15 protein-coding genes are annotated in these 14,753 nt (G+C 69.2%); 14 read left to right on the top strand and 1 reads right to left on the bottom strand.

Going from position 1 to position 14,753, the window contains the following annotated elements:
- Nucleotides 1-41 precede the first annotated feature (41 nt).
- From EV643_RS18200 to EV643_RS18140, 13 genes are all read left to right on the top strand, one after another.
- Nucleotides 42-560 (top strand): hypothetical protein, encoded by a 519-nt coding sequence (locus EV643_RS18200; RefSeq protein WP_133801277.1) that lies wholly within the window; start codon nt 42-44, stop codon nt 558-560.
- Nucleotides 561-638: 78 nt separating this feature from the next.
- Nucleotides 639-1,364 (top strand): hypothetical protein, encoded by a 726-nt coding sequence (locus EV643_RS18195; RefSeq protein ID WP_133801276.1) that lies wholly within the window; start codon nt 639-641, stop codon nt 1,362-1,364.
- Nucleotides 1,364-2,236, top strand: a complete 873-nt coding sequence (locus EV643_RS18190; protein WP_133801275.1) for a CpaE/TadZ family protein — start codon at nt 1,364-1,366, stop codon at nt 2,234-2,236. The genes EV643_RS18195 and EV643_RS18190 overlap by 1 nt, the downstream gene beginning before the upstream one ends.
- Nucleotides 2,233-3,543 carry a TadA family conjugal transfer-associated ATPase gene (locus EV643_RS18185; RefSeq protein ID WP_133801274.1) on the top strand — a complete coding sequence of 437 codons (1,311 nt, stop codon included), beginning with the start codon at nt 2,233-2,235 and terminating at the stop codon, nt 3,541-3,543. Before EV643_RS18190 ends, EV643_RS18185 begins: the two co-directional genes overlap by 4 nt.
- Nucleotide 3,544: 1 nt before the next feature.
- Nucleotides 3,545-4,450 (top strand): type II secretion system F family protein, encoded by a 906-nt coding sequence (locus tag EV643_RS18180; RefSeq protein ID WP_133801273.1) that lies wholly within the window; start codon nt 3,545-3,547, stop codon nt 4,448-4,450.
- Nucleotides 4,447-5,367 carry a type II secretion system F family protein gene (locus tag EV643_RS18175; RefSeq protein WP_133801272.1) on the top strand — a complete coding sequence of 307 codons (921 nt, stop codon included), beginning with the start codon at nt 4,447-4,449 and terminating at the stop codon, nt 5,365-5,367. Before EV643_RS18180 ends, EV643_RS18175 begins: the two co-directional genes overlap by 4 nt.
- Nucleotides 5,368-5,468: 101 nt before the next feature.
- Nucleotides 5,469-5,681 carry a hypothetical protein gene (locus tag EV643_RS18170; protein WP_133801271.1) on the top strand — a complete coding sequence of 71 codons (213 nt, stop codon included), beginning with the start codon at nt 5,469-5,471 and terminating at the stop codon, nt 5,679-5,681.
- A gap of 4 nt (nt 5,682-5,685) precedes the next feature.
- Complete coding sequence (locus EV643_RS18165) at nt 5,686-6,126, top strand: TadE family protein (RefSeq protein WP_133801270.1); 441 nt, start codon at nt 5,686-5,688, stop codon at nt 6,124-6,126.
- Between the two features lie 7 nt (nt 6,127-6,133).
- On the top strand, nt 6,134-6,586 hold the full coding sequence (locus tag EV643_RS18160; RefSeq protein ID WP_133801269.1) for a TadE/TadG family type IV pilus assembly protein: 453 nt from the start codon (nt 6,134-6,136) through the stop codon (nt 6,584-6,586).
- Nucleotides 6,570-7,304 (top strand): TadE/TadG family type IV pilus assembly protein, encoded by a 735-nt coding sequence (locus EV643_RS18155; protein ID WP_133801268.1) that lies wholly within the window; start codon nt 6,570-6,572, stop codon nt 7,302-7,304. The genes EV643_RS18160 and EV643_RS18155 overlap by 17 nt, the downstream gene beginning before the upstream one ends.
- 32 nt (nt 7,305-7,336) lie before the next feature.
- On the top strand, nt 7,337-7,993 hold the full coding sequence (locus tag EV643_RS18150; RefSeq protein ID WP_238165653.1) for a hypothetical protein: 657 nt from the start codon (nt 7,337-7,339) through the stop codon (nt 7,991-7,993).
- Nucleotides 7,994-8,093: 100 nt separating this feature from the next.
- A complete protein-coding gene (locus EV643_RS18145; protein WP_133801266.1) occupies nt 8,094-9,026 on the top strand; it encodes a hypothetical protein in 933 nt (310 codons plus the stop codon).
- A 27-nt stretch (nt 9,027-9,053) separates the two neighbouring features.
- Nucleotides 9,054-12,044: an AfsR/SARP family transcriptional regulator gene (locus EV643_RS18140; RefSeq protein ID WP_133801265.1), complete on the top strand. Its 2,991-nt coding sequence runs from the start codon at nt 9,054-9,056 to the stop codon at nt 12,042-12,044.
- Between the two features lie 62 nt (nt 12,045-12,106).
- Here the strand turns inward: EV643_RS18140 and ypfJ are convergent, their stop codons facing one another.
- Entirely contained in the window at nt 12,107-13,015 is a 909-nt protein-coding gene (gene ypfJ / locus EV643_RS18135; RefSeq protein ID WP_133801264.1) for a KPN_02809 family neutral zinc metallopeptidase, read from the bottom strand.
- 105 nt (nt 13,016-13,120) lie between these two features.
- Here ypfJ and EV643_RS18130 point away from each other — a divergent pair, with 105 nt between their 5' ends.
- Nucleotides 13,121-14,719 (top strand): ABC-F family ATP-binding cassette domain-containing protein, encoded by a 1,599-nt coding sequence (locus EV643_RS18130; RefSeq protein WP_133801263.1) that lies wholly within the window; start codon nt 13,121-13,123, stop codon nt 14,717-14,719.
- Nucleotides 14,720-14,753: the final 34 nt, after the last annotated feature.

The raw sequence follows: 14,753 nt of genomic DNA, 5'->3' as shown, positions 1-14,753 counted from the left end.
TCTGTCGCTCACCCGGGGGTCGCCATGACAGGCTTGGCCCGATGAATGCCGAGCTTTCCCCATCAGCGTGGACCGTTTCCCAAGCCCGTAGCCTGACCGCCCGACTGCGTCACGTCGCGACCACCACGGTGGAGTACGACGGACTGGAGCTCTTCGGCGCGCTCACCGAGTACCTGGACCAGCTGTACGGCGGGACGGGGTTCGACCGGTTGCTTCCGGAGCAGGACCGGGCCGCGATGGCCGCCCTGATCCGGCGGATCCGGGGCCGCTCGGCGTCGGCGGAACCACTCGAGCTCGACGTGGACGGCGTACCGATTGATCCGTCGGTGGGTGCGGATCCGCGGCTGGATCAGCCGGTGAACGCGTCCGTCACGCTGGTGGAGGGACGGCGGCTGGCGGCCGCGCTGGCCGCGACCGAAGAGTGGCAGGCCGAGGTCGGTAAGGCGTTGCAGGCCCTCTACGCCTACCTGGACGAGCTGTACGGCGGGCCGGGGACGTTCATAGAGTTGCTGACTCCGGAGGAGAGGGAACAAGTTGCCGCCGCCGCGCCGGGTCACTGACGGTCGCGCCTGTTACAGCCACGCCACGGGGTGGACCTGGGCGAGCGGTTGGCACCTACTGGCGATTACGGTAGGCCAGTGAGCTTCTCCAACCGTCCCCCGGCAGCCGGCGCGCGTGCAGCAGGCAAGACGCCGGTCAGTGGTTCCACGCGTCTCCCCAGTGGCCGTGAGCGCAGGCCCGCGTTGGCTGCCCTCGCGGTCATCCTGATCCTGCTCGGTGCGGCCGGCTCCGCGCTGATCGCGCTGCGCAGCGGGGACCGGCAGGACTTCGTCGCGATCTCCGACGAGGCCATCGCGCCCGGGCACAAGATCGAGAAGAAGGACCTGGCCCGCGGCGACCTGGCCGGGGCGACGGGCGGGCTGGTGCTGTGGTCCGAGGCTGAGAAGCTCGTCGACCAGTACACGACGTCCTGGCTGTACCCGGGCCAGTTCGTCACCAAGGAGAACTTCACCTCCCAGCCGATCCCGCCCGGCGGCGCGCTGGTCGGCGTGAGCCTGGAGAGCGGCCGCGCGCCGTCCGAGCCGATCATGCCGGGCGACATCGTCCGGGTGATCCGTGTCCCCGCCGCGAACCAGGACGGCGCCGTTCCCGCGGTACTGGTCGGCGCTGCCGAGGTGACCGGTAGCGCGGGCGCCATCACCGACTCCAAGACGAGCGCGAACACCACCCTGAACGTCACCGTGCTGGTGCCGACGGAGCGGTCGACCGCGGTCGCGGCGGCGGCTGCCGCGAAGACGCTGGTGCTGGTGAAGCTGTCCGGAGGGACCAAGCCGGAGATCTCCCGCAGTACCGGGGGGAATTGATGGCGCTGGTCGCGTTGGCGAGCGCGAAGGGCTCGCCGGGGGTCACGACGGCCAGTCTGGTGCTCGGTGCGCTCTGGCCGCGGCAGGTGCTGCTGGCCGAGTGCGACCCGTCCGGCAGCGACGTGGCGATCCGGATGACGGCGCCCGGCGGCCAGCCGCTCAACTCCGACCGCGGTCTGGTCAGCCTGGCCGCGGCCAGCCGGAAGGGTCTCGGCGACGAGGTGATCCTGGCCCACAGCCAGCAGCTCGACGGCGGCCTGGACGTGATGCTCGGTGTCCGCGCGCCCGAGCAGGTCGGCGGTATGGGCGGTCTGTGGTCACCGCTCGGCCTTACCTTCAACCAGATGCAGAGCGCCGACGTACTGGCCGACTGTGGCCGGATCGGGGCTTCTTCGCCGCAGCTGCCCGTCATCCAGGCGGCCCGGCTCGTCGTACTGGTCTGTACTGCGACCGGGTCGTCGGTCGCACATCTCCGGGAGCGGCTGTCGACCCTGATCCACCACGTCGACGCGCGGCTGGGCGTGATGGTCGTCGCGGACCCGAAGCGGCGTGACGGGGTCAAGCAGGTGTGGTCCGTGCTGGACGCGATGTCGGTGCAGATCCAGCACCGCTGGCACCTCGCGTACGACCCGGTCGGCGCCGCCTTCTTCGACGGTCGCGGCCACGGCCGGCTGGATCGTACGGCGCTGATCCGGACGGCGGGCGACATCGCGGGCGAGATGGCCGCTCTGGTCGCTTCGCCGATGCAGCACGAGTTCGACATGGCGCAGGCTGCCTTCCCAGAGGGACAAATCGGATACAGCCCTGATGGGCAGATGGGATACGGCTCGGAGGGGCCCGGCTCTCCGAGTGAGTGGGAGGGGCGGCGGTGACCACCGATCAGGAGTTGGTCCGAAAACTGCGTGTCCAGGTCGCCGAGCGGCTGAACGAGCAGCGCCGCCGCGACCAGGTGAACGGCGTCCCGCCGATGAGCGCCGAGGACGAGCGGGAGTACGCGCGCTCGCTGATCGTCCAGGTGCTCGAGGACCACGCCCGGTACGAGCTGGCCGAGGGCCGGACGCCGCCGACGCCGGACGACGACGCCCGGATCGCCGGCGCGATTCACTCCGCGCTGTTCGGCGTCGGCCGGTTGCAGCCGCTGATCGACGACCCCGAGGTCGAGAACATCGACATCAACGGTTGCGACCAGGTCTTCGTCCAGTACGGCGACGGCCGCGAGGAGTACCCGGGTCCGGTCGCGGAAAGCGATGAGGAACTGGTCGAGCTGATCCAGGTGCTGGCCGCGCACGCGGGTCTGACCAGCCGGCCGTTCGACTCGGCCAACCCGCAGCTCGACCTGCGGCTGCCGGACGGCTCCCGGTTGTCGGCCGTGATGGGTGTGACCGCGCGGCCCGCGGTCTCGATCCGGCGGGCCCGGCTGGGCCGGGTGTTCCTGAAGGACTTGGTGGCCAACGGCACCTTGTCGGAGGACCTCGGCTCGTTCCTGCGGGCGGCGGTCGCGGCGCGTAAGAACATCATGATCGCGGGCGCGACCAACTCCGGGAAGACGACCCTGCTGCGGGCGCTGGCCAACGAGATCCAGCCGCACGAGCGGTTGATCACCGTCGAGCGGTCGCTCGAGCTCGGCCTCGGCGAGTTCAAGGAGCTGCACCCGAACGTGGTCGCGTTCGAGGAGCGGCTGCCGAACTCCGAAGGCGTCGGCGCGGTGAGCATGGCCGACCTGGTCCGCCGCTCGCTGCGGATGAACCCGTCCCGGGTCATCGTCGGTGAGGTCCTCGGCGACGAGATCGTCACCATGCTGAACGCGATGAGCCAGGGCAACGACGGCTCGCTGTCGACGATCCACTCGAACAGCTCGATGGAGGTGTTCAACCGGATCAGCACGTACGCGATCCAGGCGTCCGAGCGGCTGCCGATGGAGGCGACCCAGATGCTGATCTCGGGAGCCCTCGACTTCGTCGTCTTCGTCCGCAAGGTCAACGACTACCAGCAAGGCGGCACCATGAGCCGGTACGTCGAGAGCGTCCGCGAAGTGACCGGCTGGGACGGCCGGGTGCTGTCCGGCGAAGTGTTCGCCCCGGGGACCGACGGTCGCGCCGCGGCGCACGCCCCGATTGCCTGTATGGACGAGCTGGAGTACTACGGCTACCAGCCGCTGGTGCACGGACGGTGGGCATGAGATGAGTGATCAGGCCTTACTGGCGCTGCTCAGCGGAGCGGTGGTCGGTGGCGGGGTTCTGCTGCTGATCATCGCGATCCGCGGCACGGTCCCGAAGGACGAGACTCCGTCGCTGTTCAAGCGCAGTGGCAGCGCCGACGGCCGCAAGCAGCTGACCCGGTTCGCTGCCGGTGTGGGTGTCGGTCTGCTCGTCCTGGTGGTCACCCGTTGGCTCGTGCTGGCCGTTGCGCTCGGCCTGCTGGCCGGGCTGGCGGACCGGTTCTTCGGCGGTGCCGGTGAGGAACGCCGGGCGATCGACCGGCTGGAAGCCCTGGCCACCTGGACCGAGGCGTTGCGCGACACCATCGCCGGCGCGGTCGGCCTGGAGCAGGCGATCCCCGCGACCGCGGTGAACGCGGCGCCCGCGATCAAGCCCAGCCTGAACCTGCTGGTGGACCGGCTGCGGATCCGCGAACCGTTGCCATCGGCCCTGATGCGGTTCGCCGACGACCTGAACGACCCGTCGGCCGACCTGATCGTCGCAGCCCTGGTGCTGAACGCCCGGCTGCGCGGCCCCGGTCTGCGCGAGGTGCTGAGCGCCCTGGCCGACTCGGCCCGCGAGGAGCTCGACGTACGCCGGAAGGTCGCGGCCGAACGGCGATCCACCCGGCGAAGCGTCCAGGTGGTCGTCGCGATCACGTTGCTGGTCGCCGCCGTCCTGGTGCTGTTCAACGGAGCCTACGTCGAGCCGTACACCAGCTTCATCGGGCAGTTCGTGCTCTTCATCGTCATCGCCCTGTACGCCGTGGGGCTGGTGTGGCTGCGCAAGCTGGCCAAGATCGAGGTGCCCGAGCGGTTCCTGATCGGCGGCAACGACAAGCGGGCCACCCGGGCCGGCGACGACCGGATGGAGGTGGTGAACCGATGACGTGGCCTTTCGTCACGGGTGGTCTGGTCGGGTTGGGCGTCTACCTGCTGGTGCGGATGTTCATCAGGCCGTCGGCCAACGTGCTGTCCACCATCGCGCGGATCGATGCGGGCCGGTCCGGCTACACCAGCGCCTCGACCGCCAGCGCGGCGGGCGAGCGGGTGCTTGGCGGCGTCGACAAGGCCCGCGAAACGCTGGGCCGGCGGCTCGAGGCCGAGGCCAACCTGCGCGGCTGGAAGTTCGGGCGGCTGCGTCGGGACCTCGCCGTGATGAACCAGCCGTTCGCCGCGATGCTGGCGACCAAAGTGTTCTTCGCGCTCGGGGCGATGGTCTTCATCCCGATCGTGCTGTTCCTGTTCGCGATGCTCGGCCTGTCCGCCCCCGGTGCGACTCCGGCGGTGGTGACGCTGGCCGCGATGGCATTCGCGTTCTTCCTGCCCGACCTGGCGCTGCGCCAGGAGGCGGAGGAACGGCGACGTGACTTCCGGCATGTCGTCGGCAGCTTCCTCGACCTGGTCGCGATGAACCTGGCGGGCGGCCGTGGCCTGCCGGAGGCGCTGATGACCGCGTCCACGATCGGCGACCACTGGGCGATGGCCCGGATCCGGCAGGCACTCGCGAACGCCCGGCTGATCGGTATCACCCCATGGGACGCGATGGCCCGGCTCGGCGAGGACCTCGGCGTCGACGAGCTCCGCGACCTGGCCTCCGCACTCGCGCTGGCCGGCGACGAGGGCGCCAAGATCCGCGCCTCGCTGCTCGCCCGCGCCGCCTCGCTGCGCCGCAAGGAACTCGCTGACGTGGAAGGAAAAGCAGGCGAGCGCTCCCAGTCCATGCTGGTCGCCCAGTTGGTCATGTGTGCCGCCTTCATGCTCTTCCTCGGCTACCCGGCCGCCGCCAAGATCCTGGGAAGTTAGCCGCGCCGATTGTTGGGCAAGAGGGATCTGTGGGCAGAGATGGTCCGTCGTACAGGGCATACTGAGGCCGGTTCGGGCTCTCATGAATGGAAGGCAGTCGGATGAGCGTTGAGGTCGTGCGGGTGATGGTCGGGTACGCGCTGGCGCGGGCCCACAATCAGCGGGCCAAGGCTCGCCGGGGTGAGAGCCAGCTCGGCGCGTCGGCGCTGGAGTGGGCGATCATCTCCGCCATCCTGGTCGCCGCCGCGCTGGCGATCGGCCTGGTGGTCCGGAGCGTGATCGACAAGCGCACGGGCGAGATCCAGAAGGGCTGATCCGTTGCCGCGGGGACGCCACCGGTCCACCAGGCGGCGGCGCACGCAGCGGGGCGCCAGTTCGCTGGAACTGGCGATCCTCGCGCCGTCGATCCTGGCGCTGATCTTCATCTCGATCCAGACCGCGCTCTGGCTGTACGGCCGGTCCGTCGCGCTGAACGCGGCGCAGGAGGGGGTGTCCCGTCTGCGCCTGGTCCAGCCACCGCTGTACACCGAGGCGATCGGCGAGAAGGTCCGGGTCGACATCGAGGCGTATGCGCAACAACTGGGCGGCAATTCCCTCGGCGATGCCAAGGTGCTGCCGCCGTCGTACAACAATCCCGAGGGACAGGTGTCGTTCACGGTCACCGGCGAGACCATTTCGCTGGTCCCGGGCCTGCACCTGGAAGTGAACCGGACCGCCACCGGACAGATCGAGCAGTTCGAAGCCGACGACGACAATTGAGTGAGGCATGAAGATCCTGGGGAAGCTGCGCCGCGCGAAGCGGACGGAGCACGGCACGATGGCGCTGGAGATGGTGATCCTCGCGCCCATCCTGCTGATTCTCTTCATGTTCCTGCTCGCCTGCGGCCGGTACTTCCAGACCTCGTCGCTGCTGGAGAACGCGGCCCGCGACGGCGCCCGCGCGGCCAGCCAGTCGCGCTCCCTCAACGAAGCCCAGATCCGCCTGGACGACGCCGTCACCGGCACCATGGGGCAAGCCGTCGAGTCCTGCAAGCAGACCGCCGAGGGGAGCATCACCTCCGCCTTCACCGCCGGTACTCCGCTGTCCGTCGAGGTCACCTGCACCATCAACTACCAGGACCTCGGCCTCCTCGGCCTCGGTGGCGACACCAAGATCACCAAGAAGTTCTCCTCCTCACTGGACCCGTACCGGGGCATCCGCGATGGCAACACACCCTGACCGCGGCCTGCTCGCGTTTCTGCGAGTAGATGCCCCCCGCAACGACCGTGGTGCCCTCAGCCCAGCCGTCGCCATCCTCGCCGTGATGATCTTCACCCTGGCAGGCCTCGTCATCGACGGCGGCCGCCAACTGGGTGCCAAGTCCCGAGCCATCGGCTACGCCCAGGAAGCCGCCCGCGCCGGCGTCGGCACGATCGACTTCAACTCCGCCGAGGCCAAGATCGACATCACCAAGGCCGGCGATGCGGTCTCGGAGTTCTGCGCCCAGGTGACGGCGAACGATCCCGCGGTGACCAGCTGCGGAACCAGCGAGGTCGACGACGAGCACCTGAAGGTGAGCGTCCAGATCGCCAACCAGACCAGTTTCCTGGGCATGATCGGTATCCAGACGCTGATCGCGAACGGCGAAGGTGAGGCGCACGCCGAGCAGGGCATCAAGAAGGCCGACGAGACCCCGCAGATCCCACCGATCGTGGTGCAGACCTCCGGCGACGGTCCCGGCGTCACCGTCCAGCCGACCGCACAGCCGCCGACGATCGACCTGCCCTGCCCGATCTGGACGATCGGATCGCCGACGCCGACCTGGGATCCGCCGATCCCGGTGCCGTTCCCGGCGTCATGCACCCCGAGCGTGACCCCGAACCCGACCGAGACCGGCCCGTCGGGAAGCCCCACGTCGCCGAGCCCCACCCCGCCGACATCCAGTGGAGGTGGCTGATGAGCACCGTTCGTCCGTCGAGGAGCACTGTCGTGTCTGTGAAGCCTTTCGCCAGTGTCGTCGTGGGTGCGGCTGCTCTGGCTCTCGTCGCCGGATGCAGTGGCGGTGAGACGAACAAGGGCGGCATGCCTGTCGGCGAAGGGTCGGGCGGCCGGACGGTCACGCTGGGAACGCCGACGCCAGAGCCGAGCACGACGGGAACGCCCAAGCCGACCGCACCGGCCAAGACGACCGTGGCACCGCCTGCGGCGCAGATCACCATCGTGCCAGGGAGCTTCGCCTCCAAGCCTGCTGTCCAAGGGCTCGTGGCCAAGTACCCGCTCTACTACCAGGCGCTGGTCCAGCGGAAGTCCGACATCATCAAGACGAGCTTTCCGGCCTTCTTCTACGCCGACACGGCCGTGAACATCGAGGCGGCCCGGCAGAGCGGCTGGGTGATGCGTCCGCCAGGCAGCGTCGTCGTGGTCGGTACGGCGAATCGGCCTGACGGTGTGATCCGGGTGAACCTGTGCCGGTCACAGCGCATGCAGTGGTGGAACCCCAAGACCCGCAAGTGGGTCATCGTCGCGCCACGGGGGACCGCGGAAGCCATCGACATGGTCCGCACCGGGCTCGGCTGGACGATGTACCGGATGGTGCGACCGGTGCCGAAGGGGATCAACTGCTCAGCCGTGCGTTATCCGGCCTAGCCCAGAACGGTGGCACGCGGTAGCCAGACCACGTCAGAACGGGCATGATGCCCCCGACCAGCGATAACCTGCTACGAGGACCAGTGTCAGGAGTGTGAGGATGCGCAACCGGTTAGCCCGTGGGTTCATTGCCCTGAGCACCGTGCTCGCTCTTCTCATCGCGATTCCCGCGCCGACCGCGACCGCCGAGACGATTCACAGCGGCGACCGGGTGTGCAGCATGTATGTGAACTCCAACGGCTTCGGGGCGTACTGCAGCAACGGCCAGGTCTACCTCGGTGCGTCGCCGCCGCCGTGGCGGGACCGGCTCGGCCCGGGCCAGATCTTCATCCCGTGCCGGGATTTCCCGGTGCCGAACGGGATCGAGCTGCCGCCCCCGCCCGAGGGCAAGACCTGGGTGCTTCGGCTCACGATCGTCGACTACGACCTCGATTCGAACTACGGCGGCGAGGACGCCCACATCGAGCGCGCGATCGTCCCCGTGACGGACGAGGAACGCGAGCAGTGCCGGCGAGAGCCGTACATGGACCAGTTCTGGACCTACTTCGACGAGAGCTACCCGGACCCGATCCTGCTGGTGAAGCCGACGTACACGCCGCGGGTCAACGTCCCGGCGTACTTCGCGCTCGCACCGGAGACGTCGTACGTGCTGAAGAACTTCGGCAACGCGGCGGACCTCGACATCGCGTACTACGGACCGGGCCAGCGGCTGACCATGCGGGCTGTGGTGACCAAGCTGACGGTGGATCCGGGTGACGGTACGGGCCCGTTCGTCTGCCTCGGCGGAACGCTGCCGATCGGCTCGGACGGGTACGACGAGGCGCAGGACCCGTTCCACCAGGCGAGCACGTGCAGTCATGTCTACAAGCGGTCGAGCGCCAAGGAACCGGACGGGATGTACACCGTCAAGCTGACGATTCACTGGGAAGTGTCCTACTGGCGGAACCTCCAGGACTGGACGCCCGTCGGTCAAGCTGAGGTACACGCGGTGCAGCGGTTGCCGGTGCAGGAAGTGCAGGCGATCGGTGGATGACCTGGGTGGGGTTATGGAGGGACGACGATGGTGAAGACAGGTGAACCGGCGCGGTCGGCTCGGTTGCCGCAGCGGCGGTCGGGGAGTGCGGCGGCGGATCGGCTGAAGGGGTTCGTGTCGCTGCTGGCGATCCTGGCGATCGTCGGCGGGGTGCCGTACGTGCTGCTGACCTTCTTCGGCAAGCCGTGGCCCGACGAGATGCCGAACCGGGACGTGCTGTTCAGCGAGCTGAGCATCGAGACCGTGCTCGGCATCATCGGATTCTTCATCTGGGTCGCCTGGCTGCACTTCGTTGTGTGCCTGATCGCCGAGGCGGTCGCCGAGATCCGTGGGCACGGGTTGTCGCCGCGGATCCCGTTGGGCGGCGGCTCGCAGTCGCTCGCGCGGCGACTCGTATCGGGCGTCGTGCTGATGGCGGCCGCATCCAGCGTGACGTTGCCGATGGCAAACGCCGTGACGACCACATCCGCAGCGGTGCCGACGTCGATCAGCGTGACGCAGGGTGGCGACCAGTCCCAGGGGACCAACTTCCGCGCGACCGAGTCCCGTAGCTCGGTGCTGAGCGGTGGGACGCACACCGGCGTCCGGACGAACAACGACCAGACCGGTCAGGTGATCAAGTACACCGAGGTCAGGCCGCCGGAAGGCCGGAACTACGACTGCCTGTGGGACATCGCCGAGCGGTACCTGGGCGAGGGCCGTCGGTACAAGGAGATCTACGACCTCAACAAGAACAAGCTGCAGCCTGACGGCCGCCGGCTGACCAACCCGGACCTGATCCTGCCGGGCTGGCAGGTCCGCCTGCCCGCCGACGCCAAGGGCCCGGGCGTGCACACGGTCCGCGTCAACGTCGACAACCCGACGTCGACCAAGACGACAACGACGACCAAGACGACCACCGGCAAGCCGGTTGTGAAGCCGGTGGCGAAACCGTCGGTGGAGACGCCCGCCAAGCAGGACTCCGGCGGTCCGAGCCGGTGGTTCGAGGAGCAGGGCGTCGAGAAGCCGTCGTCGATCGACATCGGCAGCGCCAAGAACGACCCGACCGCCAAGAACGAGAAGCCCGACCAGCCGGGGATCGCGGTCAACCCGCACGAGCCCCGTACGACGGACGCGCGCGCCGGCGACCCCGCGGCCGGTGGGACGAAGGTGCCGGATGTCGTCGAGGCCCCGTCCGACGGTGGTATCGACCCGGTCCAGGCGGGCATCTACGGATTCGGCGCGACCCTGCTGGCGGCCGGGATCGCGCTGGCGCTGAAGCGTCGTCGCGGCTGGGCCCAGGGTCCCGGACCGAAGGCGGCCGGCAACCGGCAGACCGAGATCGGCCTGCGTCTCGCGGCCGACGTACCGACGGCTCAGTTCGTCGACAACTCGCTGCGGCAGCTCGCCGCGACCATGGCCCAGGTGGGCCGGTCGATGCCGACCGTCGTCGCCGCGCTGGTGACGGATCGGGCGCTGACGCTGGTGCTCAAGCCGGGCCAGTCCCACAACCCGCCGCCGGGCCCGTGGCAGGTGATTGCCGACGGCTCCCGTTGGGTGCTGCGGCGTGCGTACGCTCCGGCGGGCGAGGTCAGCGCGCCTTCGCCGTACCCGACGCTCGTCACGATCGGCCAGAACGCGGACGGCGCCACGGTCCTCGTGGACCTGGACAGTGCGGACGGGATCGTCAGCTTCGGCGGCGTCACGAACGCCTCGCGCGACGTGGTCGGTTCGCTCGCGGCCGAGCTGGCCACCAACCTGTGGTCCGAGGGCGCGCACGTCCGCATGGTCGGCTTCGGTGACGACCTGTCGGCGCTGGCCCCGAGCCGGTTGAGCTACTGGACCCGGCTGGACGACGCGCTGAACGAGGTGACCAACCGGACGGAGGCACAGGTCCAGGCCTGTGACCGCCGCAACGCGGACTCGGTGGCCGCCGCGCGGACGGCGTACCCGGATCCCTTGCTCTGGGGGCCGGAGATCATCTTCATGTCGGCGCCGCCGTCGCCCGAGGAGGAGCAGCGGCTGAACCGGCTGGCCGCGGATCCGAAGCGGTGTATCGCCGTGGTCATCGTCGGCGATGTGCTGTCGGCTCCCTGGCGGTTCGTCGTGGACGAGAAGAACCAGGCGGTCTGCCGGCTGCTCGGCCTCGAGGTCGATGCCCACAGCATCAATCCGGCGCAGTTCGCGGACCTGGTCGCGCTGTTCGAGGTGGCCGAGTCCGAGGCGATGGACAAGCGGCGGGCGGAGCAGGACATGCCGGCGTACGAGTTCTCCACGATGGATCTGAGCCAGGCGGCGCCGGTCGAGGTCGACCTGCTCGGCCCGGTCGAGGTGGACGCGCGCGGCACGATCGACGGCGGCCGGATCCAGCTGGCCACCGAGATCGTGGCGTTCTTGGCCAGCCAGGACTACGGCGTACACCCGAACGTCCTCGCCGGTGCGATCTGGCCGCGCGGGATCAGCCAGGAACTGCGCGACGCCGCGCTGGAGCACACCCGGGCCTGGGTCGGCCAGGACGCGATGTACGCCGACGAGTCCGGCCGCTGGATGCTGAACCGCAGTGTGGTCCGGGTCGACTGGGACGTGTTCCGCACGCTGGCGAAGCAGGCGGAGCTGACAGACGACCCGCGCGCGCCGCTGTCGACGGCGCTCAGCCTTGTGCACGGTCAGGCATGGTCGAATCTGCCGGCCGGGCGGTACTCGTGGCTGGCCGCGTCCGGTATCGAGCGGCGGATGGCCGAGTCGGTCGTCGACGCGGCGCTGAAGCTGGCGGAGGCCAGCCTGCGGCACAACGACGGCAACCTGGCCCGGACGGCGTTGCAGACCGGGCTGAGCTTCTCGCCGGCGTCTGAGGACCTGTGGCGCGCGACGCTGCGGCTGGCGGCGCACTTCGGTACCACGAGCGACGTCACCAACGTGGCGAGCCAGATGTACTCGGCGCTCGCTCGGCACGGCGGTCCTCGCGGCGCGGAGGCGGAGACCGATGCGCTGGTGGACGAGCTGCTCCCAGGCTTCCGCCGCCCGGCCGCGGTGGCATAACCCAGTCAGGCAAGGAGAAACCCGCTCGGATGCTGCATCCGAGCGGGTTTCTTGTTGCTTGATCAGAGGTCGCGGGTGGACCAGGTGTCGCAGGCGGACATGTCGCCGGAGTCCATGCCGGTCTTGAACCACTTCATCCGCTGCTCGGCGGTGCCGTGGCTGAAGTTCTCCGGCGTGACCCGGCCCTGGGTCTGCTGCTGGATCCGGTCGTCGCCGACCGCGGCGGCCGCGTCGAGCCCGCGGGCGATGTCGTCCTCGGTGAGGCCCTCGATGAAGGTGTCGCCGTCCCGATCGGGCACGGTGGTCGCGTGGTTGGTCCAGATCCCGGCGAGGCAGTCGGCTTGCAGTTCGGAGCGGACCGCGTCCGAGGTCGGTCCCTGGCGGGTCTTGATCCGCGCCAGATAGCCGTACAGGTTCTGGATGTGGTGGCCGTACTCGTGCGCGACGACGTACGCTTCGGCGAAGTTGCCGCCGCGGGCGCCGAGCTCGGTCTGCAGGGTCTCGAAGAAGCCGAGGTCCAGGTAGACGCGCATGTCGGGCGGGCAGTAGAACGGGCCGACCGCGCTGCTCGCGGCGCCGCAGCCGGTGTTGACCGAGCCTTCGAAGACCCGCATCGGCGCCCGGGTGTACTTCTTACCGCGGCGCGGGAGCTCAGCGGCCCAGAAGCCCTGGATCGAGTTCTGGTAGAAGACGAAGCGGCAGTCCGGGTTGTTCGCCAGGTCCGTGCCCTTCTGGCAGGAGGCCAGGTTGCCCGGCGCGGTGTTCTGGCCGGTGGGCGCTTCCGCCCCGCTGCCGCCGACGCCGGGGATGCCGCCGTTGAGCAGGAGCACGATGACGAGCAGGATGATGCCGCCGATCCCGCCACCGACCGGGATGCCCATCCCACCGGGGATCAGGCCACCGCCTCCGCCGCTGCCACGCGTGTCCTCGACACCGCTGGTGTCCAAGTCGGCGTCCGGGTTGAATTTCACAGCACTTACACTAGACCTCGGTGCGGAATACGAGCCGTCTTGTGATGCTGCGTCGCCGTACTACTACCGCCACACTCACCCGATCCTGAGGACCTCTGCGCCGCGATGATCACCGTCTCCAACCTCGAGGTCCGTGTCGGCGCTCGGCAACTGCTGGCGCCTGCCTCATTCCGGGTCGGACCGGGGGACAAGGTCGGCCTGGTCGGGCGGAACGGCGCCGGCAAGACCACGCTGACCAAGATCCTCGCTGGTGAGGGCCTGCCCGCGTCCGGGACGGTCACCTCGTCCGGGGTGATCGGGTACCTGCCGCAGGACCCGCGCACGGCCGACCTCGAGATCCTGGCGATGGACCGGATCCTGGCTGCCCGCGGCCTGGACGAGGTGGTCCGGCGGTTGCGGAACGCGGAGAAGGCGATGGCCAGCGCCGACGAGAAGACCCGGACCAAGGGCATGCGCCGGTACGAGCGGGCCGAGGCGGACCTGCATGCGGCGGGCGGCTACGCGGCCGAGTCGGAGGCGGCCCGGATCGCGGCGAACCTCGGCCTGCCGGATCGCGTCCTCAGCCAGCCGCTCGGCACCCTGTCCGGCGGTCAGCGCCGCCGGGTCGAGCTGGCCCGGATCCTGTTCGCGCAGGCCGAGACGCTGCTGCTGGACGAGCCGACCAACCACCTGGACGCGGACTCGATCGTCTGGCTGCGCGACTTCCTCAAGTCGTACGCCGGTGGCGTGATCATGATCAGCCACGACGTGAACCTGCTCGAGGAGACCGTCACCCGGGTGTTCCACCTGGACGCGAACCGGGCCGAGATCGACGTCTACAACGTCGGCTGGAAGGCGTACCTGACGCAGCGCGAGACCGACGAGCGGCGGCGGAAGCGCGAACGGGCGAACGCGGAGAAGAAGGCCGGCCAGCTGGTCGAGCAGGCGAACAAGATGCGCGCCAAGGCGACGAAGGCGACCGCCGCGCAGAACATGCTGAAGCGGGCCGAGCGGCTGATGGCTTCGCTGGAGGACGAGCGCTCGGCCGACCGGGTCGCGAAGATCGCCTTCCCGACCCCGGCGCCGTGCGGGAAGACCCCGTTGATGGCGCGCGAGCTCTCCAAGTCGTACGGATCGCTGGAGATCTTCACCGACGTGGACCTGGCGATCGACCGTGGTTCACGGGTCGTGGTGCTGGGGTTGAACGGTGCCGGCAAGACCACCCTGCTGCGGGTGCTGTCGGGGCTGGAGAAGTCCGATACCGGCGAAGTGATCGACGGTCACGGGCTCAAACTCGGGTACTACGCCCAGGAACACGAGACGCTCGACATCGACCGGACCGTGCTGGAGAACATGAAGTCGGCCGCACCGGACCTGAACGAGACCCAGGCGCGGTCGGTGCTCGGGTCGTTCCTGTTCACCGGGGACGACTCGGACAAGCCGGCCCGGGTGTTGTCGGGTGGTGAGAAGACGCGGTTGGCCCTCGCGACGCTGGTCGTGTCGGCGGCGAACGTGCTGCTGCTCGACGAGCCCACGAACAACCTGGATCCCGCGTCGCGCACCGAGGTGCTGAACGCGATCCGCTCGTACCAGGGCGCGATCGTGCTGGTCACCCACGACGAGGGCGCGGTCGAGGCGCTCGAACCCGAGCGGGTGTTGTTGCTGCCGGACGGTGTCGAAGACCTCTGGACCAACGATTACGCGGATCTGGTGTCGCTGGCCTGATCCTCTTCGCCTGGGGTGCTGTTTTCCACAGGTG

The sequence above is a fragment of the Kribbella caucasensis genome, assembly GCF_004361855.1.
Taxonomy (GTDB): domain Bacteria; phylum Actinomycetota; class Actinomycetes; order Propionibacteriales; family Kribbellaceae; genus Kribbella; species Kribbella caucasensis.
Note: the sequence above shows the minus strand (reverse complement) of the source record. Positions and strands in the feature narration are given on the sequence as shown.